General features: G+C 64.3%; 18 protein-coding genes and 1 pseudogene. 13 read left to right on the top strand and 6 right to left on the bottom strand.

All coding sequences use genetic code 11. The features are described from left to right. Positions 1 to 254: 254 nt before the first annotated feature. The 5 genes from ABL843_RS33250 (at position 255) to tnpC (ending at position 5,921) form a co-directional block, all read left to right on the top strand. Positions 255 to 1,934, top strand: coding sequence for a pentapeptide repeat-containing protein (locus ABL843_RS33250; protein ID WP_418120616.1), 1,680 nt, complete (start codon positions 255 to 257; stop codon positions 1,932 to 1,934). Positions 1,935 to 2,079: 145 nt separating this feature from the next. Further along, a complete protein-coding gene (locus ABL843_RS33245) occupies positions 2,080 to 3,240 on the top strand; it encodes an IS30 family transposase (protein ID WP_418120615.1) in 1,161 nt (386 codons plus the stop codon). A 309-nt stretch (positions 3,241 to 3,549) separates the two neighbouring features. After that, positions 3,550 to 3,960 (top strand): transposase, encoded by a 411-nt coding sequence (locus tag ABL843_RS33240; protein WP_418120614.1) that lies wholly within the window; start codon positions 3,550 to 3,552, stop codon positions 3,958 to 3,960. Beyond that, the gene (tnpB, locus tag ABL843_RS33235) at positions 3,957 to 4,289 is read left to right on the top strand and encodes an IS66 family insertion sequence element accessory protein TnpB (RefSeq protein WP_418120613.1); all 333 of its coding nucleotides are present in this window, start codon (positions 3,957 to 3,959) and stop codon (positions 4,287 to 4,289) included. Before ABL843_RS33240 ends, tnpB begins: the two co-directional genes overlap by 4 nt. 126 nt (positions 4,290 to 4,415) lie before the next feature. Further along, complete coding sequence (tnpC, locus tag ABL843_RS33230; protein WP_418120867.1) at positions 4,416 to 5,921, top strand: IS66 family transposase; 1,506 nt, start codon at positions 4,416 to 4,418, stop codon at positions 5,919 to 5,921. 371 nt (positions 5,922 to 6,292) lie between these two features. On the opposite strand, the gene ABL843_RS33225 is transcribed toward tnpC, so the two are convergent. From ABL843_RS33225 to ABL843_RS33215, 3 genes are all read right to left on the bottom strand, one after another. Next, positions 6,293 to 7,428, bottom strand: a protein-coding gene (locus ABL843_RS33225; protein WP_418116623.1) for an IS3 family transposase whose coding sequence is annotated in 2 segments (ribosomal slippage) — positions 6,293 to 7,167 and positions 7,167 to 7,428 — 1,137 coding nt in all. Because the reading frame shifts where the segments join, the coding sequence is not laid out codon by codon here. Between the two features lie 376 nt (positions 7,429 to 7,804). Beyond that, a complete protein-coding gene (locus ABL843_RS33220; RefSeq protein ID WP_418120612.1) occupies positions 7,805 to 7,957 on the bottom strand; it encodes a hypothetical protein in 153 nt (50 codons plus the stop codon). A 179-nt stretch (positions 7,958 to 8,136) separates the two neighbouring features. Then, a complete protein-coding gene (locus tag ABL843_RS33215; RefSeq protein WP_418120611.1) occupies positions 8,137 to 8,535 on the bottom strand; it encodes a hypothetical protein in 399 nt (132 codons plus the stop codon). Positions 8,536 to 9,866: 1,331 nt separating this feature from the next. On the opposite strand from ABL843_RS33215, the gene ABL843_RS33210 reads away from it, so the two are divergent. The 4 genes and pseudogenes from ABL843_RS33210 (at position 9,867) to ABL843_RS33195 (ending at position 13,821) form a co-directional block, all read left to right on the top strand. Further along, positions 9,867 to 10,304, top strand: a complete 438-nt coding sequence (locus ABL843_RS33210; protein ID WP_418120610.1) for a helix-turn-helix domain-containing protein — start codon at positions 9,867 to 9,869, stop codon at positions 10,302 to 10,304. Positions 10,305 to 10,404: 100 nt separating this feature from the next. Continuing rightward, positions 10,405 to 11,130, top strand: a pseudogene (locus tag ABL843_RS33205) (CoA-binding protein); the annotation flags it as partial. Positions 11,131 to 11,570: 440 nt separating this feature from the next. Next, positions 11,571 to 12,440 carry a prephenate dehydratase gene (locus ABL843_RS33200; RefSeq protein ID WP_418120609.1) on the top strand — a complete coding sequence of 290 codons (870 nt, stop codon included), beginning with the start codon at positions 11,571 to 11,573 and terminating at the stop codon, positions 12,438 to 12,440. Positions 12,441 to 12,654: 214 nt separating this feature from the next. Beyond that, positions 12,655 to 13,821, top strand: a complete 1,167-nt coding sequence (locus ABL843_RS33195) for an acyl-CoA dehydrogenase family protein (protein WP_418120608.1) — start codon at positions 12,655 to 12,657, stop codon at positions 13,819 to 13,821. A 63-nt stretch (positions 13,822 to 13,884) separates the two neighbouring features. Here ABL843_RS33195 and ABL843_RS33190 read toward each other — a convergent pair whose 3' ends face one another. Continuing rightward, a complete protein-coding gene (locus tag ABL843_RS33190; RefSeq protein ID WP_418120607.1) occupies positions 13,885 to 15,093 on the bottom strand; it encodes a CaiB/BaiF CoA transferase family protein in 1,209 nt (402 codons plus the stop codon). Between the two features lie 20 nt (positions 15,094 to 15,113). After that, on the bottom strand, positions 15,114 to 16,070 hold the full coding sequence (locus tag ABL843_RS33185; RefSeq protein WP_418120606.1) for a Bug family tripartite tricarboxylate transporter substrate binding protein: 957 nt from the start codon (positions 16,068 to 16,070) through the stop codon (positions 15,114 to 15,116). A gap of 138 nt (positions 16,071 to 16,208) precedes the next feature. Between ABL843_RS33185 and ABL843_RS33180 the strand changes: the two genes are divergently transcribed. Then, the gene (locus tag ABL843_RS33180) at positions 16,209 to 17,090 is read left to right on the top strand and encodes an SMP-30/gluconolactonase/LRE family protein (protein WP_418120605.1); all 882 of its coding nucleotides are present in this window, start codon (positions 16,209 to 16,211) and stop codon (positions 17,088 to 17,090) included. A gap of 18 nt (positions 17,091 to 17,108) precedes the next feature. Here ABL843_RS33180 and ABL843_RS33175 read toward each other — a convergent pair whose 3' ends face one another. Next, entirely contained in the window at positions 17,109 to 18,020 is a 912-nt protein-coding gene (locus tag ABL843_RS33175) for a LysR family transcriptional regulator (RefSeq protein ID WP_418120604.1), read from the bottom strand. Positions 18,021 to 18,122: 102 nt separating this feature from the next. Between ABL843_RS33175 and ABL843_RS33170 the strand changes: the two genes are divergently transcribed. From ABL843_RS33170 to ABL843_RS33160, 3 genes are read left to right on the top strand one after another with little or no spacing between them, the layout of a single operon-like run. Then, the gene (locus ABL843_RS33170; protein ID WP_418120603.1) at positions 18,123 to 19,214 is read left to right on the top strand and encodes an LLM class flavin-dependent oxidoreductase; all 1,092 of its coding nucleotides are present in this window, start codon (positions 18,123 to 18,125) and stop codon (positions 19,212 to 19,214) included. Positions 19,215 to 19,239: 25 nt separating this feature from the next. Then, on the top strand, positions 19,240 to 20,178 hold the full coding sequence (locus ABL843_RS33165; RefSeq protein WP_418120602.1) for a flavin reductase: 939 nt from the start codon (positions 19,240 to 19,242) through the stop codon (positions 20,176 to 20,178). Between the two features lie 38 nt (positions 20,179 to 20,216). Then, on the top strand, positions 20,217 to 21,377 hold the full coding sequence (locus ABL843_RS33160) for an acyl-CoA dehydrogenase family protein (protein WP_418120601.1): 1,161 nt from the start codon (positions 20,217 to 20,219) through the stop codon (positions 21,375 to 21,377). Positions 21,378 to 21,380: the final 3 nt, after the last annotated feature.

Genomic DNA, 21,380 nt, shown 5'->3' with positions numbered 1-21,380 from the left:
ACCATTCTGGCGACGTTAGCGTCCATCACATGCGAAACCTCCGAGCCATTTACGTTGCGCTGCTCGCAATGCTGGCGCTTCTGCCTCTTCAGGTGCTCGCTTGTAGCTGCTGGCATCCAGACCCGGACGAGTACCTTTCTTCCGCGAGGCTTGTGTTCAAGGGCAGGGTCCTCAGCGTGGACGCTGGCGATGCGGCTCAACGAGCGCTCCCGGCGGGTGCCGCCGGGGTATCCATCCGTGGTCCTCAGTCCAGCATGCAAGCGAGATTCCACATCGAAAAGCTTTGGAAGGGCTCTGCGCCTGACGAGGTTGACGTCTCATACGTTGAGAGCGACGGCGCCAACTGTGGCTGGAGCTTCAAGGTGGGCCAAGAGGTCACCGTCTTTGCGAGCAGTTCGGTGTCCGGTGTCTATAGCACCAGCATGTGCATGATGATCCCATTCGCCTCTTACACGAGGCAGGGCGACACGCGCTATACGGACGCGCTGACGGCATATCGCGCGAGACTGGATGGTCTGGATCAGCGACTTCTCAAGAATCCCGTCGATCGCGAGGCACTGGCAGAGAGGGCGCAGCTATTCGTTCGGTATAGGGACTTCGCGGATGCCGATGAGGCCTTCGGCAAACTCATGGCAATCGTCCCTCGCGACGTGTCGGCGATCGTGGGCCGGGCCAATGCGCGCTACCAGAATGAGCAGTTCGAGGGGGCGCTGGCTGACTTCGATCTCGCACTCTCGCTCAAGCCGGGCGATGCGCAGGCGCAGCGTGGTCGCACGCTGACTCTGGTCAAGATGGGCAAGCCGCAGCAACTGGGCTCGAAGGATAGGGACTTCACGGGTTTTGATAGCGGCTACGCAAAGCGCTACTCCTTTGCCGGGTTGGATTTGCGAGGCGCGTCCTTCAAGGGGGCCAAACTCAACAGCGTCGACTTCACCGGCGCCGATTTGCGCGGCGCCGATTTCAGCGATGCCAATTTTCACACCGTCAACTTCAACGACGCCAAATTGGAGCGCGCAAAGTTCGACGGCTTGAAAGGCTCCTACAAATCTACTTTCAGAGGTGCGACAGCACAATTGGCGAGCTTCAGGAAAGCAAACCTCTTTCACGTGAGTTTCGAGGACGCCGTGCTCGTCAAGGCCGACTTCGAGGGCGCCAAGCTTGAGAGCACATCCATGAGGGGTGCTGCAATTCGAGGGGCCAACTTCAAGGGAGCGTCGATGCTTCTTTCCGACCTCACAGAAGTGAATTTCCACGGCGAAGACCTGTCTGGAGTCGACCTACGCAGCGCGAAGCTGAACGGCGCGGCGCTGCGGCGGGTATCGCTCAGGAGCGCTCAAGTAGGCTTCTATCCAATGTCTGAAATCGGAGACTGGCGGGGAGTGGACCTCTCGACGGCGGATCTGACGAACGTCAAGTGGAGCGCGATCATGATCGATTGCCGCACGAAGTTTCCATCACACCTCAAGGTCGAGACACTCCCCTTGCTGCCGCTGTGGCACGATTGCGACGGTGAGCCGCCCGTGACGGCTTTGCCGGCGGGCTATGAGCGCCAGCGTGGGCCGAGGCTGCAAAGCGTGGACGCGAAGGGCTCGCAGCTCGCAAAGCGGGATTTATCTGGATTTGGCTTCTGGAGGACCAACCTCGACGGAAGCGATCTTCGAGGTGCAAACCTTACGAACGCCGACATCCAGGGTGGCACTTACGGTGGCACCCGATTCGATGGAGCAATCCTGAAGAATGCTCTGGTGATCGGCGTCGACTTCAAGGGCGCCTCCCTTGCCGGAGCTGATCTCAGCGGTGCCCGTCTTGACCGCGCCGATATGAGTCAGGCAAACCTTGAGGGTGTCATTGTTCGGGACACCTGCTTCTTGGCAAATACGAAGTGGCCCGATGGCTTCGATGCCATCGGTGCTGGCGCGAAGCTCTGCAAGTAGGCTCGGTTGTCCTTGACGTGCAGGCTGTCGAGCGAATGTCTCAGAACGTCTTCTTACCATCGTTGGCGAACGACTCAAATGGGCGGCGGATTCAACCGGTCGATGCAACACACTAAAAACTGCGTGAGCAGAAGGAGTGTTGCAGATGAAGTACCGGACGCGAACTTACTACACGGATGCCCAGAAGGCATTGATGTGGGAGCGATGGAAGCAAGGCTGGACGCTCCATCAGATTGCCCAGTTGTTCAATCGATCTCACACTTCAGTGCAGGGAATTCTGTCCCGAACTGGCGGCTTTCGGCCCCCGGCACGTAGCCGCTGCGCCACGGTGCTGACGCTGGCCGAGCAGGAAGAGATCTCGCGCGCTGTGATGGCCGGCTTCTCGATCCGTTCAATTGTTGCTCTGCTGGGGCGCGCGCCTTCAACAATCTGCCGGGAGATCAAGCGCAATGGTGGGCGCTCGGACTACCGGGCCGCTGAAGCAGACGGCGCCGCCTGGGTCCGTGCGTTGCGTCCCAAGCAATGCAAGCTGGTCGAGAACAAAGCGTTGGCGCGTGTCGTGACAAACAAGCTTCGCGCCCTGTGGTCACCCGAACAGATCGCCGGATGGCTCAAGCATACTTATCCGTGCGACCAGAGCCACCACGTGTCACACGAGACCATCTACCGCAGCCTCTTCATTCAAGCGCGTGGCGCCTTGAAGAAGGAACTACTGCAGCATCTACGACGGACACGCGGCATGCGTCGATCCCGGCATCACACGCAGAAGACGGATATCCATGGGCAGATCGTTGGCGCCGTCTCGATTAGCGAGCGGCCCGCATCGGTAGAGAATCGCGCAGTGCCAGGTCACTGGGAGGGAGATCTGGTCTTCGGTAGCAGCAACAGCCAGATCGCCACCCTGGTTGAGCGGCAGATGCGGTACGTCATGCTCGTGAAGGTAGACGGCAAGGACACCGAAACGGTCGTCAACGCCCTGATCAAGAATGCTCGAAAACTCCCTCAAGAGCTCTACAAATCGCTGACGTGGGATAGAGGAAAAGAGATGGCTGGCCACAAGCGCTTCACGCTCGCCACCGACATTCAGGTCTACTTCTGTGATCCACGAAGCCCATGGCAACGCGGCAGCAACGAGAACACGAACGGCTTGCTCAGGCAGTACCTGCCAAAGGGCATCGACATCTCGACCTACTCACAAGCCAAGCTCAACGCGTTGGCGAGACAATTGAACGAGAGGCCGAGAAAGACCCTTGGCTTCCACACGCCGGCTGAGATGTTCAGCCAGACCGTTGCATCGACCGGTTGAATCCGCCGCCCGAAGCAGACGGTCGCGACGCTCCAAGGCAGACATAACCCCGCCTGTTCAAACGTAGCTACTAAGCCGCTAACCGCCTAGTCAGGCCGCTCCCGCAGCATTGCTAAAAACGACGTGAACGTGCTGGCGACGCACACGTACTCGGACGACACGTGGGGACACCGGTAGAAGATGCCGGGCCGCTCCTGAGCAAGCGAGAGATACACGAATCCGCCGGACAAATGTAAGCGTCCCGTGAACCCATCTTGAATCGGCGTTAGGAGCAAAGGATGCTCGTGTCCACTAAGACTGGGTGGACACGTGAACACTATCTCTCCTCAACACACAGGCGATCGGCGGCGCCGCCGCCTGCACAGCGACGAGTTCAAGGCCAACGCCGTTGCGTTGGCTGCGCAACCCGGTATGTCGATGGCGGCGATGGCGATGTCTCTCGGTATCAATGCGAACCTGTTGCGTCGCTGGGTGCGTGACGCGGAGATTCAGCCGCGTAGGCCCGAGCCAATTGATGTACCGAAGGCATTGCCTGGTGCCACCCCAAGCCCGTCAGTCAGCGGATTCGTGCCTGTGCAGTTGCCCGCGCCGGCTGAGGCGCCTGCGCCTGCCGGAGACATCCGCATGGAGGTGCGCCGCGGCGCAGTGCACGTCGTGGTGACCTGGCCAGCCGCGCTGGCCAGCGAGTGCGGTGGCTGGCTGCGAGATCTGCTGCGGTGATCAAGGTCGAGGCCGTCTGGTTGGCCGTCGAGCCGCTGGACATGCGATCGGGCACCGAAGCTGCGCTGGCGCGGGTCGTGCACGTCTTCGGCGCCGCCAGACCGCACCACGCCTATCTGTTCGCCAACCGCCGCGCCAACCGGATGAAGGTGCTGGTGCACGACGGCATCGGGATCTGGCTGGCAGCCAGACGGCTGCATCAGGGCAAGTTCCTCTGGCCTCATGACGCCGCTCCCACGCTCAGCCTGAGTCGTTCCCAGTTCGACGCCCTGGTGCTGGGCCTGCCGTGGCAGCGCGTCGGCGAGGCCGGCGTGATCCGCGTGATCTAGCGCAATTGCCGAAGTTGCTGATGCTCTCCCGGGTGTCCTGGGGCATCATCACCTTCCGTGAGCGACACGGCCACCAACCTCGACCACCTGGACGCGCAGCAACTGCGTGAACTGGTGCAGTCGCTCATGGGCCGAGTGGAGGCCGGTGAACTGGAGATCGATCGGCGCGACCGCGAGATCGCGTTCAAGCAGGCCACCATCGACAAGCTCACGCACGAGATGGCCGTGCTCAAGCGGTTGAAGTTCGCCTCGAAGTCGGAATCCTTCTCCACTGAGCAGAGGAGTCTGCTGGAGGACACTCTCGACGCGGACCTTGCGGCGATGGAGCTGGAGTTGGAGCAGCTCGCACCGGCCAAGGCTGCACCCCATGGCAAGCAGCAGCCCAAGCGCCAGGTGCTTCCTTCACATCTACCGCGTCGCGAGATCCACCACGAGCCTCGCAACGTAGCCTGCGTGTGTGGCTGCGTGCTCAAACGCATCGGTGAGGACGTCGCCGAGAAGCTCGACTACCAGCCCGGCGTGTTCACGGTGGAGCGCCACGTCCGCGGCAAATGGGTGTGTGCCCGATGCGAGACACTGATCCAGGCGCCGGTGGTGCCCCACATCATCGACAAGGGCATCCCGACAGCCGGGCTGCTCGCGCAGGTGCTGGTGGCGAAGTACCTTGATCACCTGCCGCTGTACAGGCAGGAAGCCATCTTCGGCCGAGCGGGCCTCGCGATCCCTCGCTCGACGCTGGCCGCTTGGGTGGGCCAGTGCGGCGTTCACCTGCAGCCGCTGGTGGATGCGCTCAGGAGCGAGATGCTTCGCAGTCAGGTGCTCCATGCGGACGAGACCCCCGTGGCCATGCTCAAGCCTGGCCACGGCAAGACGCACCGGGCGTACCTCTGGAGCTACTGCACGACGGCCTACGACGCACTGCCCGCAGTGGTGTTCGACTTCGCCGACAGCCGCGGCGGGCAGCACGCCCGGGCCTTCCTTGGGCTTGGCGGCGAGAACGGCTGGCGCGGCACCCTGGTGTGCGATGACTTCTCGGGCTACAAGGCCTGCTTCGAGCTCGGTGTCACCGAGGCCGGCTGCTTGGCGCACGCCAGGCGTAAGTTCCATGAGCTGTGGGTCAACCACGGCAGCCCGATCGGCGAGCAGGCCTTGAAGTTCTTCGGCGAGCTCTACGAGGTTGAACGGGTCGTGGCCGAGCTGGGACCAGAAGACCGCCGGCGCGTGCGCCAGGAACATTCACGGAAGGTGGCCGATGCGCTGCACCAATGGCTCACCGCGCAGCGGCAGAAGGTGCCCGAGGGCTCGGCGACCGCCAAGGCCATCGACTACAGCCTGAAGCGCTGGCTGGCGCTCACACGCTACATCGACGATGCGAATCTGCCGGCCGACAACAACCGAGTGGAGAACCAGATCCGGCCGATTGCGCTTGGAAGACAGAACTGGCTGTTCGCCGGCAGCTTGCGCGCCGGCCGGCGCGCTGCGGCCGTCATGAGCCTGGTGCACTCGGCGCGTCTGAACGGCCATGAGCCGCATGCATACCTGAAGGATGTCCTTGAGCGGCTGCCTACACACCCGGCCAGCCACATTGCAGAGCTGCTGCCGCATCGCTGGTTGCCAACCACGGTTTCCTGATCCACGCCGTCGTCAAGGCGGGTTCACCGTGCGCTTACGGACAAATCCCAGCCAACGATGAGCATTTTCGCGACGTCATCCCAACTCGCGTTATTCGCATCGTTCTCGAGTATTTCCTCCGCCGTGTGCATTCCGTCCACGATACCGAGCCGGCCGAAGGAAGTGCCGGTCGGCAAAGGGAACTCGTAGCTGTCGTGACCTGCCCCCTCTTGCCATGCCATTCATAACGAGGAAGTCCGGGGTTGCAAGATTAATTGATCTCGGTGGTGTTTGAGCTGGGCCGAGCTGCATCGCCAGCGCGCTGGCGATGCAGCTCTGACCTGCCCCCTCTTGCCATGCCATTCATAACGAGGAAGTCCGGGGTTGCAAGATTAATTGATCTCGGTGGTGTTTGAGCTGGGCCGAGCTGCATCGCCAGCGCGCTGGCGATGCAGCTCGGCGAACTTGGCTGGCGGCATGCGATTGCAACTGCTGTGCGGCCTGACCTCGTTGTAGTCCTGCCGCCAGGCGGTGATGGCCGACCTGGCCTGCACCAGCGTCTCGAACCACTGCTCGTTCAGGCACTCGTCCCTGAATTTGCCGTTGAAGCTCTCGATGTAGCCGTTCTGCATGGGTCGCCCGGGCTCGATAAGGATGTGGCGGATGCCATGGGTCTGGGCCCAACCCATGAAGGCGCGACTGGTGAACTCGGGGCCGTTGTCCGTGCGCACGGCCAGCGGATAGCCTCTGAAGACCGCCGCCTGGTCCAGCAGCCGCGTCACGTACTGCCCAGAGATGCCCCAGTCCACCGAGATGCTCACGCACTCGCGGCTGAAGTCGTCGGCCACCGTCAGGCACTTGATGCGCCGCCCGGTGCTCAGGCTGTCGCTGACGAAGTCCATGCTCCAGACCTCATTGACCGTCCTGGCCAGTTGCAGCGGCACGCGCTCGCTGACGGGCCGCTTGGCCTTCTTGCGCTTGCGCACGGCCAGGTTGGCCGCGCTGTAGAGCCGGTAGACCTTCTTGTGGTTCACGCCGGGGAAATGCGGGCGCAGCATGTCGTGGATGCGCCGATAGCCGAAGCGCCGGCGCACATGCGCGATCTCGACGATCTTGCTGCTGAGCTCCTGGGTCATGGCATCGATCTCAGGTGGGTTGCGCCAACTGTCGCGTGAGAGCCCCACAAGCCTGCACGCCCGTCGCTCGCTCAGATCGCATTGCTCGATCATGGTGGCGATGGCGGCACGCTTGGCCTGTGGGGCTAACGCTTTACCCCGAAGGCGGTGTTCAGCGCGTGGATGTCCAGGTGGGCTTCGGCCAACAGCTTTTTGAGCTTGTTGTTCTCCGCCTCCAGTTCACGCAGTCGCCTCGCATCGGGCACCTCCATGCCACCGTACTTGGCTCGCCACTTGTAGAAGGTGGCGTCGCTGAAGCCGCCCTTGCGGCACAGCTCCTTGATCGGCAGGCCGGCCTCGGCCTGCTTGATGAAACCGATGATCTGCTCCTCGGTGTATCTGCTCTTTCTCATGTCCGTCATTCTCCAAGTTGACGGACTTCGCTGCCATTACGCTGGTACGGCCGGGAGGGGGCAGGTCACCAGTGGTAGAGGCATCCTAGTTCAGGTTACCAGCGCTCTTGGCGATGTAGTCGACCGACATGAATGGTTCCGCGAGAAACGAAATTTGGTGAAAGGCGCATTTGCACCAGGATTCTTCCGTACTGAGTGACATCCAGTTTCGCCTGAGCTGGCTCCGTATCGCGCAGCACAAATGAGATGCCAACCACCTGCTTGTCGAAGACCGCTCTTGAGGTCATGGCAGCACTCCCCCCAAAGGATCGCATTTGGCCGACTGTGGCCGGTCGCACTGCCGTCGCGAAGAGGCCCCCAAAAGACGTTGGGCTGATCATCCAGCGCCCCGGCGGAGCGACACTTGGCCACCGATGCTCTCAAGGGAATGACACATCCCACTCGCATGGCTGTCATCAGCAAGAAACACCTCAAAGATTTCCCGGTCGGCGATTTTCTTCGACACGTTCTTCGCTTCTGCGCGGGACATGGGAGTGCTTAACTGTAGTGACCGCATGAACAGTCTTTCCACGTAGCCTCCCATGCCCGGAAACCATGCAGTGGGTTCGTCTCAGCCCGTGACCATCAACGTGCATGATTTTGAACGTATCCGCTTGGAAGTGGTCATTTGAAAGTCTGGTTGTGGCCGACTGTAGCCGGCCTGCGCGACTACAAGTCTCCTGCATCCTCTTCGAGTGCCCACTCCTTCATGTCCGGGACTACGCACTGGGCCACAAAGTCGAACACATCAGGATACGTCGCGACAACGATGTTCCAGGTTCTCGGGGAGTCCGTTGAGCCGTTGCTAAATACAGGGTGAAAGTACACAACCTTGTCGGTAGGCGCCCCGTTCTCAAGCTCCAATCCCGCAAAATCTTCGCGATCTTGACGTCGCGCGAACACAAAAACTTCGCCACGTTGGAGGTCTTCGCGGCGAAATGCGTTGGCAGCGAATTCCATCTCATCCGCATCTTGAATGAAATGCCACGGCGTGAAGTGAGTCAGATCGAGAGAAAGGAACCAACGAAGCGCGTTTGGCCAAGCAGATTCAATTTTTGAGCGTTCCATCGAGAGTCAACTTGCCTTGATTGTGGTGACTGACCGGTCTTGGCCGTGGGCGGCTATCGGCAGCTACATTCAGTAGGCCCATCGCGGGAGCCTGTCGTAGTCTTGGGATACACCGGCACCATCTGACCTTGCTTTGCTCGCGCCGCGCAATAGGTCTGACATTGCTCCTCTAAGCGCGAGCCAAGCCAGCCAACGCCATACGTGATCAGCACGCCCGCCACGCCAAAGACCACGCTAACGCCAAGCGCGATCCGTCCAGGCGAAATCGGGCGCTTCATTTGGACAAGGCTCATTTTGGCCGACGAGGTGAATGTCTGGTCGTGGCCGCACCCTGGCGTAGCGGTTGCATGGTACGGCGCCCGATGCAGTCCCCGGCATTGGTCGTAGGGCCTACTCGCTAGTGCAGGTCGGCGCCGGGGCCATTCCGTGCCGGTGCGCCCCAGCCATTGAGCCACGGTCGTGGACCGTGCTCATGCCCGTCGCACCTCAACCGACTCTGACACACCGTCGACGTGAAGCATGTACCGACCACCCTCCTGAACAACCTTTGCTTGGGGCATGTATGCGTAGTGATACAGGTACTTGTACTCAGCCTGAATCCACTTCTTTGGGGCTCCGCTAAAGAACTCGAAAACGGTGTCTCGGTTCTTGTAGCCGGTAAAGCTGCCTCTCAATTGACCTTCAATAATGACCATGTTGAAGTCCAAAGTGACGTCGGGTCCATTGTCAGCGAATTCTGGGCTTAGAGAGGCTGGCAATGCGCGCAGAGCCGATTCCGGCAGGACTGCGCCCCAACCCGACGTTTGACGAGCCCTATCAAGGGTCTACTTTGCGACAATCGCCGTAATAACAACAGCTCCGCTAACGTCGGGCAAAGCTCAAGAAATCACTATGGTCAACCGGTCAAGAATTGAAAAACGAAAGCCCAAGCCTGGCTCTGTGGATGTGAACGGTTTCGTCATTCCAAGATACATCGTTCACGGGGGGCCGGATGTTGCCCGGGCCAAGGGGCTCGACTTAAGCCAATGCCAATACATCGAGGACCCAGTTACCTCTGAGGAGCACCGCAGGAATCGCGAAGCAATGTTCGCGCGGTGGGAACAGGCCGGCGCCGAGCACATCTATCCATAGCCGCATGCTCACCTTGGACAGCCTCGGCCAATGACCACCCATGGCCGAATGTAGCCTCTCTCGGTTTGTCATGAGTACGTCACCCCCAACCTACTGGTCGTACTGCATTGATGCCCAGAAACCTATCATTTTTCAGAGGTTCTCCGACCCCCTGCCATCAATCGGCGCCATATACCTCTCCCAGAAGGCACAATGCGGCCATGCCAAATATCACATCAGCCCTGAAGGAAGAGATCGCACGCGTAGCCCGCAAGGAGGTGCGCGTGGAGATCGAAACGTTGAAGAAGCAAAGCGTTCAACACCGCAGCGCAATTGCGGCCCTTAGGCGTGAAATCGCTGCTTTGCAAAAAGCAGTGCGGCAACTGTCCAAGCTCGATTCGCGCAAGATGTCGACGGCCGAAGCGACGCCGTCCGACGAAGGCGGTCCACGTCGACGTTTCAGCGCGTCGCGTGTAGCGGCGCACCGCGCCAAACTGGGCTTGTCCGCCGCCGATTACGGGACGCTCGTCGGTGTCTCGGGTCAGACGATCTACCACTGGGAGCAAGGCAAAGCTCGCCCCCGGGCTGCCCAGCTCGAAAACCTCGCTGCCGTGCGAAGCCTTGGCCGTCCGGAAATTGCCGAGCGACTAGGCCACTAGCGCGACCGCGCGCATGGGTGATGGTGCAGAAGCCGCAACTGAGCCTTTCTTCCTGCTGGTTGAGGCGCGGCCTCAGTCTCGCTGAACTCGTTGACTCGCCGATCCGGTGACGCGGGTCATCGCGCAGACATCGAAGCGATCCGGCGTCCCGAGAAATTCCGGGCTGCTGCGCTCAGGGTGGCGATGGCAGGCAAGCCCGCCGTTGCCTTCAAGGTCGGGTGCTCAGAGGCGGGCGCTAAGGTGGCCGTCTCGCACGCCGGTGCGATGGCCGGCACGGACCGCATGTACGACGACCTGTTCCGCCAGACAGGTGTGATCCGCGCCCCGGCTTTTGGCGACCTTCTGGACTTCTCGGCCGCGCTCGCAACAAGGCGCGTTCTGCGGGGCCGGCGGATCGCCATCTTCACGTCGACGGCGGGGACGCGGGCACGCTTGTGTCCGACAGCCTGGGGATCCGAGGCCCCGGCGCCGACGAGCTCGCGGCAGTCGTGCTGCGCGCCTCGCAAAGCGGCGACCATACCTCGCTCGATCGCAATCCGATCGACGTTACCCTGGCGGGCGTGCGGCCCGATTTGCTGCGTGGGGTGATCCGGGCACTCCTGACAAGCGCAACCTACGATGTCCTGGTCATCGTAGGTTCGTCAGGCGTCAGTCGGCCCAAACTGATGGCCGGCGCGATCGAAGACTGCCTGCGGCTGTCCCACAAGCCGGTCTTGGCCTATTTTTGGCCTATGTCAGCTCGCATGCGCCTGAGGCCGCAACTCTGCTCAGGCAGCTTGGCGTGCCAGCCCTCGTTGCAGCGGAGAGCTGTACGGCCGCCATGGCCCTTGCTCGATGGGGTTCGCGGCCAGCCCAAGGCCGATGCAGGGGCAGGTCGACGCGATCGCCGCCTTCTCGCGCATGGCCGCGCAATGGGGTGACGACTGATCAAGGCCGAGATCAATTCGATCTTCGTGTTGGCGCAAGGGCAAGGGGGTTGCGCGGTGGATGGAGGCGCCGCGTTGCGCTGAGAAGCCCCGGGAGTGGCTATGCAGAACTGGAAGACAAAGGTCCGGATGCTCCGGTGCGCGTGCCGTGCTGGTACGGCCTGCCATTGCATGTCACGCAACAGCGGCATGCCGCCCCGGTCGGGGTGTGGGCATACGCGAGGGTCCTTGGATTGCACACGACGAAGGTGTTGCGGCAGCCCCTTGACATGCGAAACACTTTCACAGCCCGAGCACATCAACGAACCACGTTGCATCCGCCAACTTTCTGTCTGCCGCCATGCTGAAGTTCAGAGCCATCAATGCTATTGCCTGCGTTCTGGCGCTCTCTGGAAATCCCCTGGGCCTTGCCGTTGCCGGCTCCATCGGCTACCTGGGGCCGGCAGGGAGCTGGACGCACCAGGCTTGCCTGGACCTGTTCGGCGCCAGGGATCTCGTACCGTTGTCACGCGACGAGTTGTTCAGGGCCTATGCCGACGGAAAGATCGAGCGCGCCTGCGTCCCCGCCACGACCTCCGCGGTTGGCGCGACGCCTTACCTCGACGCGGTGATCGACTTGCCCGACGTGCGCATCGTCGCCGAGTACCCGAAGATGCTTGGATACAGCCTGTTGGCCAAGCCGGGGACGAAGCGAGGAGACATCGTGGCGGTCCATGCGCATCCGGTGGCCTTCGAAGAGGTGCGGCCGTGGCTCGAGCGGGAGATGCCCCGCGTGCGTCGCATCGACGCAGCCAGCGCGGGCGCGGCCGCACAGGCGGTCGCGCGCAGCGTGACGCCCGATGCGGCGTCGTTCGGGCCGAAGGTCGGGGCAGACATCTATCCACTCGTGTCGCTGGTCGACGGCATCGAGGAAGGCCCGTACAACGTCACCCGCTGGTGGGTGCTCGGCCGGCAGATGCCGGCGCCCACCGGCGACGACAAGACATCCTTGCTGGTCGCTGTCTCGGATGCCACCCTGTCGAGCACCTTGGCCGAGTTCGGCGCGGCAGGCGTGCGGATCCTGACGATCTACGAGCGCCCGAGCAAGAAGACATTGGACACGCATCGCTATCTGGTGGAAGTCGAAGGACATGCCAAGCAGGGAGCCTTGGCCGCCTTTCTGAAGGAGCATCGCGAACTGCGCGTCCTCGGCTCCTATCCGCGCCGATGATTTGATCCTGTGCTCGCAGCTTTGATGGAGCGCCACAACGCGAGCGGTCCCGTGGGAAACCCGAGGGTCGAAGTCCGACCAGCGACCATCCGCCGCATCCGCCGCATCCGCCGCATCCGCCGCATCCGCAGCCGGTGCAAACCGCACGGAATACAAAGCACCTTTGCACGCCCTGGGCGGAGCGCCTCGTGTCTTCCCACCTAGACTGGCCGCGATGATCCGAGACCCTTCCTCCTTCCCGCAGACCCTGGCCGACCTGCGGCGCCATGTGCGCGAATGCCTGATCCCGCGCGAGGCCGAGGTCGAGCGCGACGACGAGGTGCCCGCCGACCTGGTCGAGGACATGGCCGCCCGGGGCTTTTTCGGCTGGTCCATCCCCGAAGCCTGGGGCGGCGCCGGGATGAGCACCGAGGAACTGGTGCTGGCGGCCATGGAACTGTCGCAGGCTTCGGTGGCTTTTCGTGCGCGCGTCGGCACCAACACCGGCATCGGCTCGGAAGCGCTGGTGGCCGACGGGACGCCGCAGCAGAAGGAGCGCTTCCTGCCGCGGCTGGCGCGCGGCGAACTGACCGGCGCCTTCGCACTGACCGAGCCGCAGGCCGGCTCCGACGCCACCGCCTTGCAGACCCGGGCGGTGCGCGACGGCGACCATTACGTCCTGGACGGCACCAAGTGCTTCATCACCAACGCGCCCATCGCCGGCCTGTTCACCGTGATGGCGCGCACCGATCCCGCCGACCCCACCGCGCGCGGCATCAGCGCCTTCCTGGTCAAGCGCGGCACGCCGGGGCTGTCCACCGGCGAGCCCTACCGCAAGATGGGGCAGTCCGGCTCGCCGGTGTCGGAAGTGCACCTGCGGAACTGCCGCGTGCCGGCCGACAACCTCATCGGCGGACGCGAGGGCATGGGCTTCAAGACCGCGATGAAGGTGCTGAACAAGCAGCGCATCCATCTGGCGGCGCTGTGCACCGGCCCGGCCATCCGCATGCTGGACGAAGCCGTCGCATGGACCTGCCAGCGGCGCCAGTTCGGTCAGCCGGTGGCCGGCTTCCAGCTGGTGCAGGCGCTGATCGCCGATTGCCAGACCGAGATCCAGGCCGCCCGCGCGCTGATTCTGCAGACCGCCCGCCAGCGCGACGACGGCGAGGACGTGGCGATGCAGGCTTCGATTTGCAAGTACTTCGCCTCCGAGATGTGCGGACGCGTCGCCGATCGCTGCGTGCAGATGCTGGGCGGCACGGGGTTCATCCAGGGCCATGCGATCGAGCGCTTCTACCGGGACGTCCGGTTGTTCCGCCTCTACGAGGGCACCAGCCAGATCCACCAGCTCAACATCGCCAAGCGCACCATCGCCGCGGCGGGCTACCGGCTGGACGACTGAGGCGGGTATCGCAAGCCTGCGTTCGTTCGCGTGTGCCGGTGCGCGGGACGATGCGGTACCGCGCTACCGGATGACGTGCTTCTCGCCGAGGGCCTGCAGCCGTTCCTGCGGCAGCCCGAGCAGCTCGCCCAGCACCTCGGCCGTGTGCTCGCCCAGGTGCGGCGGCGGGTGGCGCACGCCCGTGCGCGTGCCATCGATGACATAGGGCGGTGCATGCACGGCCTGCGGGCCGGCCTCGGCATCCTCGAAGCGGTGCCATACCTGCGCCTGCTGCGTGCGCTGCGACTGCAGTGCTTCGTACAGCCCCAGCACCTCGCCGCAGGGAATGCCCGCGCGGTCCATGCGTTCGATGAGCTCGGCCCGCGTGTGCTGCCGGATCTGCGCCAGCAGGATGGGCAGCAGCTCGCCGCGGTTCTTCGAGCGCTCGGTGTTCTTCTCGAAGCGCGGATTGCGCGCAAGCTCGGGGCAGAAGATGACTTCCTCGCAGAACTTGCGGAACTGGCTGTTGTTGCCCACCGCGATCACCACCGGTCCGTCCGCGGCGTCGAACACGCCGTAGGGGACGATCGAGGGATGCGAGTTGCCGAACTTGGCGGGATCGCCCTTGTTCAGCCAGGCGGTCAGGCCATAGTAGGAGGTGATCATCATCCCGCTGTCGTACAGCGACATCTGGACATGGCGTCCCTCGCCGGTGCGCGTGCGCGCGTACAGCACGGCCAGGATTGCCTGCGCTGCGTACATGCCGGTGAACATGTCGACCGCGGCGACGCCGAACTTCAGCGGCCCCTGAGCTTCCTCGCCGTTCATCGCCATCAGCCCGGTCTCGCCCTGGACCACGAGGTCGTAGCCGGGGCGGGCCTTCTCGGGCCCGAGCACCGGATAGCCGGAGATCGAGCAGTACACGATACCGGGGTTGAGCTTCTTCAGGTCCTCGTAGCCCAGGCCCATCTTCTGCGCACCGCCGTACTTGAAGTTCTGGATCACCACGTCGCAGCGCGTGGCCAGATCGCGCACGAGGTCGCGGCCTTCCTCGGCCTGCAGGTCCACGCAGATGGAGCGCTTGTTGCGGTTGCAGCTGTTGAAGTAGGAGGTGTTGTGGCTGCCGATGCGAACGCCCCAGTCCCGCGTGTCGTCGCCGCGCTCGGGATGCTCCACCTTGATGACCTCGGCGCCGAGGTCCGCCAGCGCCATCGCGCACAACGGCCCTGCCATGACCCGGGACAGGTCCAGGACGCGAACACCGGACAGGGGCAGCGGGTTGGGATGGTTCATGCGCGGGGCCGGGCCTTCTTTCATTGCGACTGCTTGGGCAGGTTCAGGCTTTGCAGCACCGGCAGCCAGCGGTCCGACTCGGCCTTGATGAACCTGTCGAGGTCCTCGGGGCTACCGCCGCGCGGCTCCATGCCGATGGCGCGGGCCCGCGCCACGAAGTCGGGATCGGCGATCACTTGGTTGACGGCCTTGTTGAGGCGCTCGATCGCGGGCTTGGGGGTGCCGGCCGGCACCGACAGCGAATACCACAGCGTGGCTTCCATGTCGAAGCCCTGCTCCTTGAAGGTCGGCGCGTCGGGCACTTGCGGCAGTCGCCGCGAATCCATCACGCCCAGCACGCGCAGCTTGCCTGCCTTGACGTAGGGCAGCGCCCCGGTGATGGATGTGCCGTGGACATCGATCTGGCTGCCGAGCAACGCCTGCAGGGCCGGCGCGTCACCGTTGAACGGGATGTGGGTGGTGCTGAAACCCTGGGCCTTCTCGAAGGCGATCGGTGCCAGGTTGGTGAGGATCGCCGCGCCCGGCGAGGCCCGGTTGATCTTGCCCGGATGCTGCTTGGCGTAGGCGACCATCTCCTTGATGTTCTTGTACGGCAAGTCGGTGCGTCCCACGATGATGGCCGGCTGGTAGGCGATCTGCGTGACCGGCGCGAAATCCTTCGCCGCGTCGTAGGGCAATTTATCGTAGAGCACGCTGTTGTTCGCCAGCGTGCCCAGAGAGGACACGAGCACGGTCTGCCCATCGGGCTTCGCGCGGGCGACGTGGTCGGCCGCGAGGATGCCGCTGGCGCCGGGCTTGTTCTCGATGATGACGTTCAGCCCGTGCTTGTTCAGCTCCTGCGCGAGGATGCGGCAGTACTGGTCGGTGCCGCCGCCGGCGGCGAACGGCACGACGATGCGTGTGACCTGCTGCGCGAAGGCGCTGCCGAGGGCGCACGCGCCGATCACCAGCCCGACGATGGTGTTGCGAAAGCTCACGTTGTCTCCTTGTTCTGATCCGGAATCGGATTCGCGAATCAGTCTAGATGTCCGCCGCCGGGGCGGTGCTGCAGGGAGTGAAAAGATGCTTTGCACGCCGCGTCGCGACCGGCTGCGACCGGTCGGCACACTGCATCCATGGACGCACGGATTCGCCGGATCGGAAAAACCAGGGACCGGCTTGGAGAAAGCCCCTGCTGGGATGCCGATGCACAGGCCGTATGCTGGATCGACGCGCTGGCAGGCATTCTCTGGCGCCTGCGTCCGCAGTCCGGCGTGCTCGAGCAGCACAGCCTCCCGGCGCCCGTGGGGGCCATCGCGCCATGCCGCGGTGACGCCGTCGTGGTCGCGCTGCGCAACAGCTTCGCCGTCTACGACTTCGCCACGCGCGCACTGGAGATCCTGGCGCACATCACGGTGGATCATCCCCGCGTGCGCTTCAACGACGGCAAGTGCGATCCGGCCGGCAACTTCATTGCCGGGACGATGCACATGGAGCGCCAACCCGGCGAGGCTGTCCTGGGCGGGCTGTACCGGCTGCGACCCGACGCCCGGGTGGAGCAACTGGCCGACGACATCGGCTTCGCCAACGGCCCCTGCTTCAGTCCCGACGGCCACACGCTCTATCTGGCCGACAGCCTGGAGCGCACGATCTGGGCCTACGACTACGACCCGTGCGGGCCGCTGCGCCACAAGCGCAAGTTCGTGGACACCGGACGCTTCGAGTCCGGACCGGACGGCGCGACGGTGGACGCGCGGGGCTTCGTGTGGACGGTGCTGACCCGCGCAGGCCAACTCGCGCGCTTTGCACCGGACGGCGAGCTCGAGCGCCTCGTGGCCCTGCCTGCGACCTACCCGACCAGCCTGTGCTTCGGGGGCGCGCGCCTCGACCGGATCTACCTGACGTCGATTTCGCGCAGCGCCCGCCTCGAAGGCCCGAAGCCGCACGACGGCGGGCTGTTCGTGATCGAAGGCCTGCCCGCGTCAGGACGCCTGCCGCATCGCTTCGCCCGCGGCTAGAGACCCGGCCGGCAGGCTCTAGCGCTGATCCTCGTCCTTCAGCGCTTCGGCCACGAAATCGACGAAGGCGCGGACTTTCAGCGGCAGGGTGCGGTTCTGGCGGAAGACGGCGAAGATGCCGTTGGAGTACGCCCGCACCGCGAAGCGGTAGTCCGGCAGCAGCCGCACCAGCGTGCCCGAGCGCAGATCGCCGCGCACCGTGGCCTCCGACAGCAGCGCGATGCCCATGCCCCCGATGGCCGCCAGCCGCAGCAGTTCGCCGTTGTTGGCGCTGAGCACGCCCTGGATGGCCAACTCCTGCTGCTCGCCGGCCTCGTCGATGTACTTCCAGATGGTGGCCTCGCGCTCGCGCTTGTAGGTCAGGCAGCGCACCTGCGGCAAGTCGGTGGGGTGCTTGATGCGCGAGTAGGTCTTCACGAAGGCGGGGCTGGCCACCAGCACCTCGTCGCTGGACAGCAGCCGCTTGATCACGAAGCCGGAGTCGTTCGACTCGCCGGTGCGGATGTCGATGTCGAAGTCGTGCTCCACGAGGTTGACCGGATGCTCCGACAGCTCGACTTCCACGTGGATGTCCGGGTAGAGCTGGGCGAAGCGCGGCAGCAGCGGCGCCACCACCCGCAGCCCGATGTGGGTGCGCGAATGCACCCGCAACCGACCTTCGGGCCGCTGGCGGGCGTCGCGTGCGGCCTGCTCCGCCTCCGCCATGGACTCGAGCACGACCTCGGCGCGTTCCAGGAAGGCCTGTCCCGCCTCGGTCATGCGGAGGTTGCGGCTGGTGCGGTCCACCAGCTGCACGCCCAGCTCCTCCTCGAGCGCACTGATGCGCCGCGAAATGGTCGCAGGCGACAGGCTCAGGCTGCGCGCCGCGGCCGAGAGGCTGCCCTTCCTCTGGGTGGTGACGAAGATGCGCAGCGAATCGAGGGCCTTCATTTCAAAAGATGCAAACAAGCTGTGCGCACGTTGGCGATCCGCAGGCGGCTCCCGTTCCTACGATTCGTGCACATAGGCACCAACCACACAGGAGCACCGGCAATGGATTTCGGAATCTTCATTCTGATGCAGCAGCGAAACAAGCACAAAACCTCCCACCAGATCCTGCGCGACGCCGTGGAGCAGACGCGCCTGGCGGACGAGCTGGGGTTCGGCGCGGCATGGTTCGCGGAGCATCATTTCAGCAACTACGGCATGTGCTCGTCGCCGCTGACCATGATCGCGCACTGCGCCGCAGCCACCCGCAGGATCCGGCTGGGTACCGGCATTGTCGTCGCACCGCTGTACACGCCCGCGCGGCTGATCGCCGACGTGGCCATGGTGGACCAATTGTCCAACGGCCGCCTCAACCTGGGCATCGGCTCGGGCTACCAGCACTTCGAGTTCGAGCGCTTCGGCGTCTCGCTGGAGTCGGCCAAGGCCCGCACCTTCGAGATGCTCGACATGCTCGAGCTGGGCCTGAAGCAGCCCAAGTTCAGCTACGAGGGCGAGTACTACCGCCAGCCCATGAGCGCGATCAGCCAGCGCGCGGTCCAGCAGCCGATGCCGCCGATGTGGATCACCAGCGTGGACCCGGCCTTCGTCTCGCGCGCGGTGAAGTCGGACCACCACGTGTTCGTCTCCGGCGGCGACGGTGGCGTGGAGAAGATGCATGCCCATCGCGTGCTGATCGACAAGGTGGCGAGAGCCGAAGGCAAGGATCCGGCCGGCGTGAAGGTGGGCCTGCTGCGCGCGGCCTATGCCAGCAATGACAAGGCCGAGGTCGACGCCTACCTGGACTGCGCCCGCTACCAGCGCCGCGTGGCCTTGAGCCTGAAGCGCCGCACCGCGCAGATCGCCGACGACTACCAGGTCGAAGAGGGCATCGTCGAGGGCGAGCCCACGCTCGAGGAGATGCGCGCGCTGCTGCCCGTGGGCAGCATCGACACCGTGATCGAACGCGTGGTCAGCGAGATCCGCGCCCTGAAGCCGGTGCACTACTGCTTCCAGACGCAGATGGGCGATTTCGACCATCCCACCATGCTGCGCCAGCTGCAGACCTGGTCGAAGGTGATCATTCCTGCGGTGCAGCAGGAGATCGCCAACGACCCGCCGCACGCCAGCGCAGCCGAGCGCGAGGTCGCTGCCGCCTGAGGCGCCGCAGCGAAGGAGAACGCCCATGTCCGAGGTCGCCGAAGAACGCACCCGCCCCGTTGTCGAACCCGCGCTGTTTCGCCAGCTGCTGGGCTGCTTTCCGACCGGCGTGGCGGTCATCACGACGCGCACGCCCGACGGACGGCCCGCGGGGCTGACCTGCAACTCGTTCAGCTCGGTGTCGCTCGAGCCGCCGCTGGTGCTGTTCAGCCTGCGAAACGCCAGCCGGCTGCGCGACACCTTCCTGGGGGCCGAGAGCTTCGCCATCAACATCCTGGCCGAGCGCCAGGACGCGCTGTCGGGACGTTTCGCCTCCAGCAAGATCGAGGACAAGTTCAAAGGCGTGGGCTGGCAGCCTGGCTTGCTGGGCATGCCGCTGATCGACGATTGCCTGGCGAGCTTCGAGTGCAGCGTGTTCGCCCGCCACGAGGCGGGCGATCACACCGTCTTCATCGGCGAGGTGCGGCACATGGCGGCCGGCGGTGGCGACCATGCGCTGGTCTTCTACAAGGGCGCCTACATGATGCTGGCCGAGTCGCTGCGCAAGCTGGTGGTGCAAGGCCAGCTGGGCGACGCGGACGTCGACGAGGCCTACCGCACGCTCTACGGCACCTTGCTGCGCCTGGCCTGCGAGCGTGCCGACGATGCCGAACTGGCAGCAGTGGAGGACGCCGTGGACGCCATCGAGGCCCACCCCGGCGACGCCTCGCGCCAGGACCGCATCGAATCGGCCAGCCGCTTCTTCCGCGCCATTGCCGCCGCCGGCCATAACCAGGCGCTGATGCTGATGGCACAGACCATGACCGGCGTGCTGCGCGAGCGCATGACGCACGTGCTGCCGGTGCGCGCGCGCCCGGACCTTTATCCCCTGCGCCGCAACGTCGCGCGCGGCCTGCGCCGGCGCGATGCCGACGCCGCCGTCGCGGCGCTCGACGAGCTGATTGCCCAGCTGCGCAAGGGCTGAAAAACCCCCATCGAATCGAATCCCTGGAGACAACGAGAATGTCCATCGACTACGCCGGCTTTCGGCGCGAACTGGAGGAGTTCGCCCGCAAGTCCTGCCCTTCCGAGATCCGTGCCGTCGTCGCCGCGGGCCAGAAGATCACCAAGCGCGAATACCAGGCGTGGCAGAAGATCCTCAACGCCCAGGGCTGGGGCGCGCCGAGCTGGCCCGCCGAGGTCGGCGGCACCGGCTGGGACATCCGCCAGCGCCTGATCTTCGAGGAGGTGATGGCCGACAACGACTGCCCGCCGCTGTACCACCATGGCCTGGGTCACATCGGGCCGGTCATCATCCGCTTCGGCACGCCTGAGCAGAAGGCGCGCTTTCTCCCGCGCATCCTGGACGGCTCCGACTGGTGGTGCCAGGGCTATTCCGAGCCCGGCTCGGGCTCGGACCTGGCTTCGCTTTCCACCAGTGCGCGCCTGGATGGGGGCGAGTGGGTCATCAATGGCCAGAAGATCTGGACCTCGCATGCGCACGAGGCCAGCATGATCTACATGCTGGTGCGCACCTCCAGGGAGGCGAAGAAACAGGAAGGCATCTCGCTGATCCTGGTGCCGATGGATGCGCCGGGCGTCACCGTGCGCCCGATCCGCACCATCGACGGATGGCACCACCTCAACGAGGTCTTCTTCGAAGAGGTGCGCGTGCGCGCCGACAACCTGGTCGGCGAGGTGGGCAAGGGCTGGACCTGCGCGAAGTACCTGCTGGAGCGCGAGCGCCTGCCGCCGGCCAATGTGGCCCGTCTGGAGCTGCTGCGTCGCCAGGTGGTGCGGCTGGTCGAGGAGGCCGCAACGGCCGCGCACGGGCGACGCGATTTCAGCGGCCTGCACCACAAGCTGCTGCTGTGCGAAGCCGAAGCAAAGGGCGCGCGCGTGATGATGGCGCAGGCGACCGACGATCTGATCCACCAGCGTGCGCTGGGCGTGCAGCCGTCCGCGATCAAGATGACGTGCGCCGATGTCGCCCAGCGGCTGACCACGATCGCGCTCGATGCCGTCGGGCCCGAGGCCGCGCATCGCTTCCTCGCCGATGCGGATCCCGAGGTGCCCGCCGCCACCTGGATCCAGAACTACATGTTCACACGCGCCCGCACGATCGCCGGCGGCACTTCCGAAGTGCAGCGCAACGTGATCGCCAACGAACTTCTGGGAGCCTGACAA

It is taken from the genome of Variovorax sp. 350MFTsu5.1 (genome assembly GCF_048302515.1).
GTDB classification, from domain to species: domain Bacteria; phylum Pseudomonadota; class Gammaproteobacteria; order Burkholderiales; family Burkholderiaceae_C; genus Variovorax; species Variovorax guangxiensis.
Note: the sequence above shows the minus strand (reverse complement) of the source record. Positions and strands in the feature narration are given on the sequence as shown.

What these genes read in the sequence shown, in the direction of transcription:
- ABL843_RS33250 (WP_418120616.1), top strand. Translation starts at nt 255, where the DNA reads ATGCAAGCGAGATTCCACATCGAAAAGCTTTGGAAGGGCTCTGCGCCT.
- ABL843_RS33245 (WP_418120615.1), top strand. Translation starts at nt 2,080, where the DNA reads ATGAAGTACCGGACGCGAACTTACTACACGGATGCCCAGAAGGCATTG.
- tnpC (WP_418120867.1), top strand. Translation starts at nt 4,416, where the DNA reads ATGGGCCGAGTGGAGGCCGGTGAACTGGAGATCGATCGGCGCGACCGC.
- ABL843_RS33220 (WP_418120612.1), bottom strand. Translation starts at nt 7,957, where the DNA reads ATGTCCCGCGCAGAAGCGAAGAACGTGTCGAAGAAAATCGCCGACCGG.
- ABL843_RS33215 (WP_418120611.1), bottom strand. Translation starts at nt 8,535, where the DNA reads ATGGAACGCTCAAAAATTGAATCTGCTTGGCCAAACGCGCTTCGTTGG.
- ABL843_RS33210 (WP_418120610.1), top strand. Translation starts at nt 9,867, where the DNA reads ATGCCAAATATCACATCAGCCCTGAAGGAAGAGATCGCACGCGTAGCC.
- ABL843_RS33200 (WP_418120609.1), top strand. Translation starts at nt 11,571, where the DNA reads ATGCTGAAGTTCAGAGCCATCAATGCTATTGCCTGCGTTCTGGCGCTC.
- ABL843_RS33195 (WP_418120608.1), top strand. Translation starts at nt 12,655, where the DNA reads ATGATCCGAGACCCTTCCTCCTTCCCGCAGACCCTGGCCGACCTGCGG.
- ABL843_RS33190 (WP_418120607.1), bottom strand. Translation starts at nt 15,093, where the DNA reads ATGAACCATCCCAACCCGCTGCCCCTGTCCGGTGTTCGCGTCCTGGAC.
- ABL843_RS33180 (WP_418120605.1), top strand. Translation starts at nt 16,209, where the DNA reads ATGGACGCACGGATTCGCCGGATCGGAAAAACCAGGGACCGGCTTGGA.
- ABL843_RS33175 (WP_418120604.1), bottom strand. Translation starts at nt 18,020, where the DNA reads ATGAAGGCCCTCGATTCGCTGCGCATCTTCGTCACCACCCAGAGGAAG.
- ABL843_RS33170 (WP_418120603.1), top strand. Translation starts at nt 18,123, where the DNA reads ATGGATTTCGGAATCTTCATTCTGATGCAGCAGCGAAACAAGCACAAA.
- ABL843_RS33165 (WP_418120602.1), top strand. Translation starts at nt 19,240, where the DNA reads ATGTCCGAGGTCGCCGAAGAACGCACCCGCCCCGTTGTCGAACCCGCG.
- ABL843_RS33160 (WP_418120601.1), top strand. Translation starts at nt 20,217, where the DNA reads ATGTCCATCGACTACGCCGGCTTTCGGCGCGAACTGGAGGAGTTCGCC.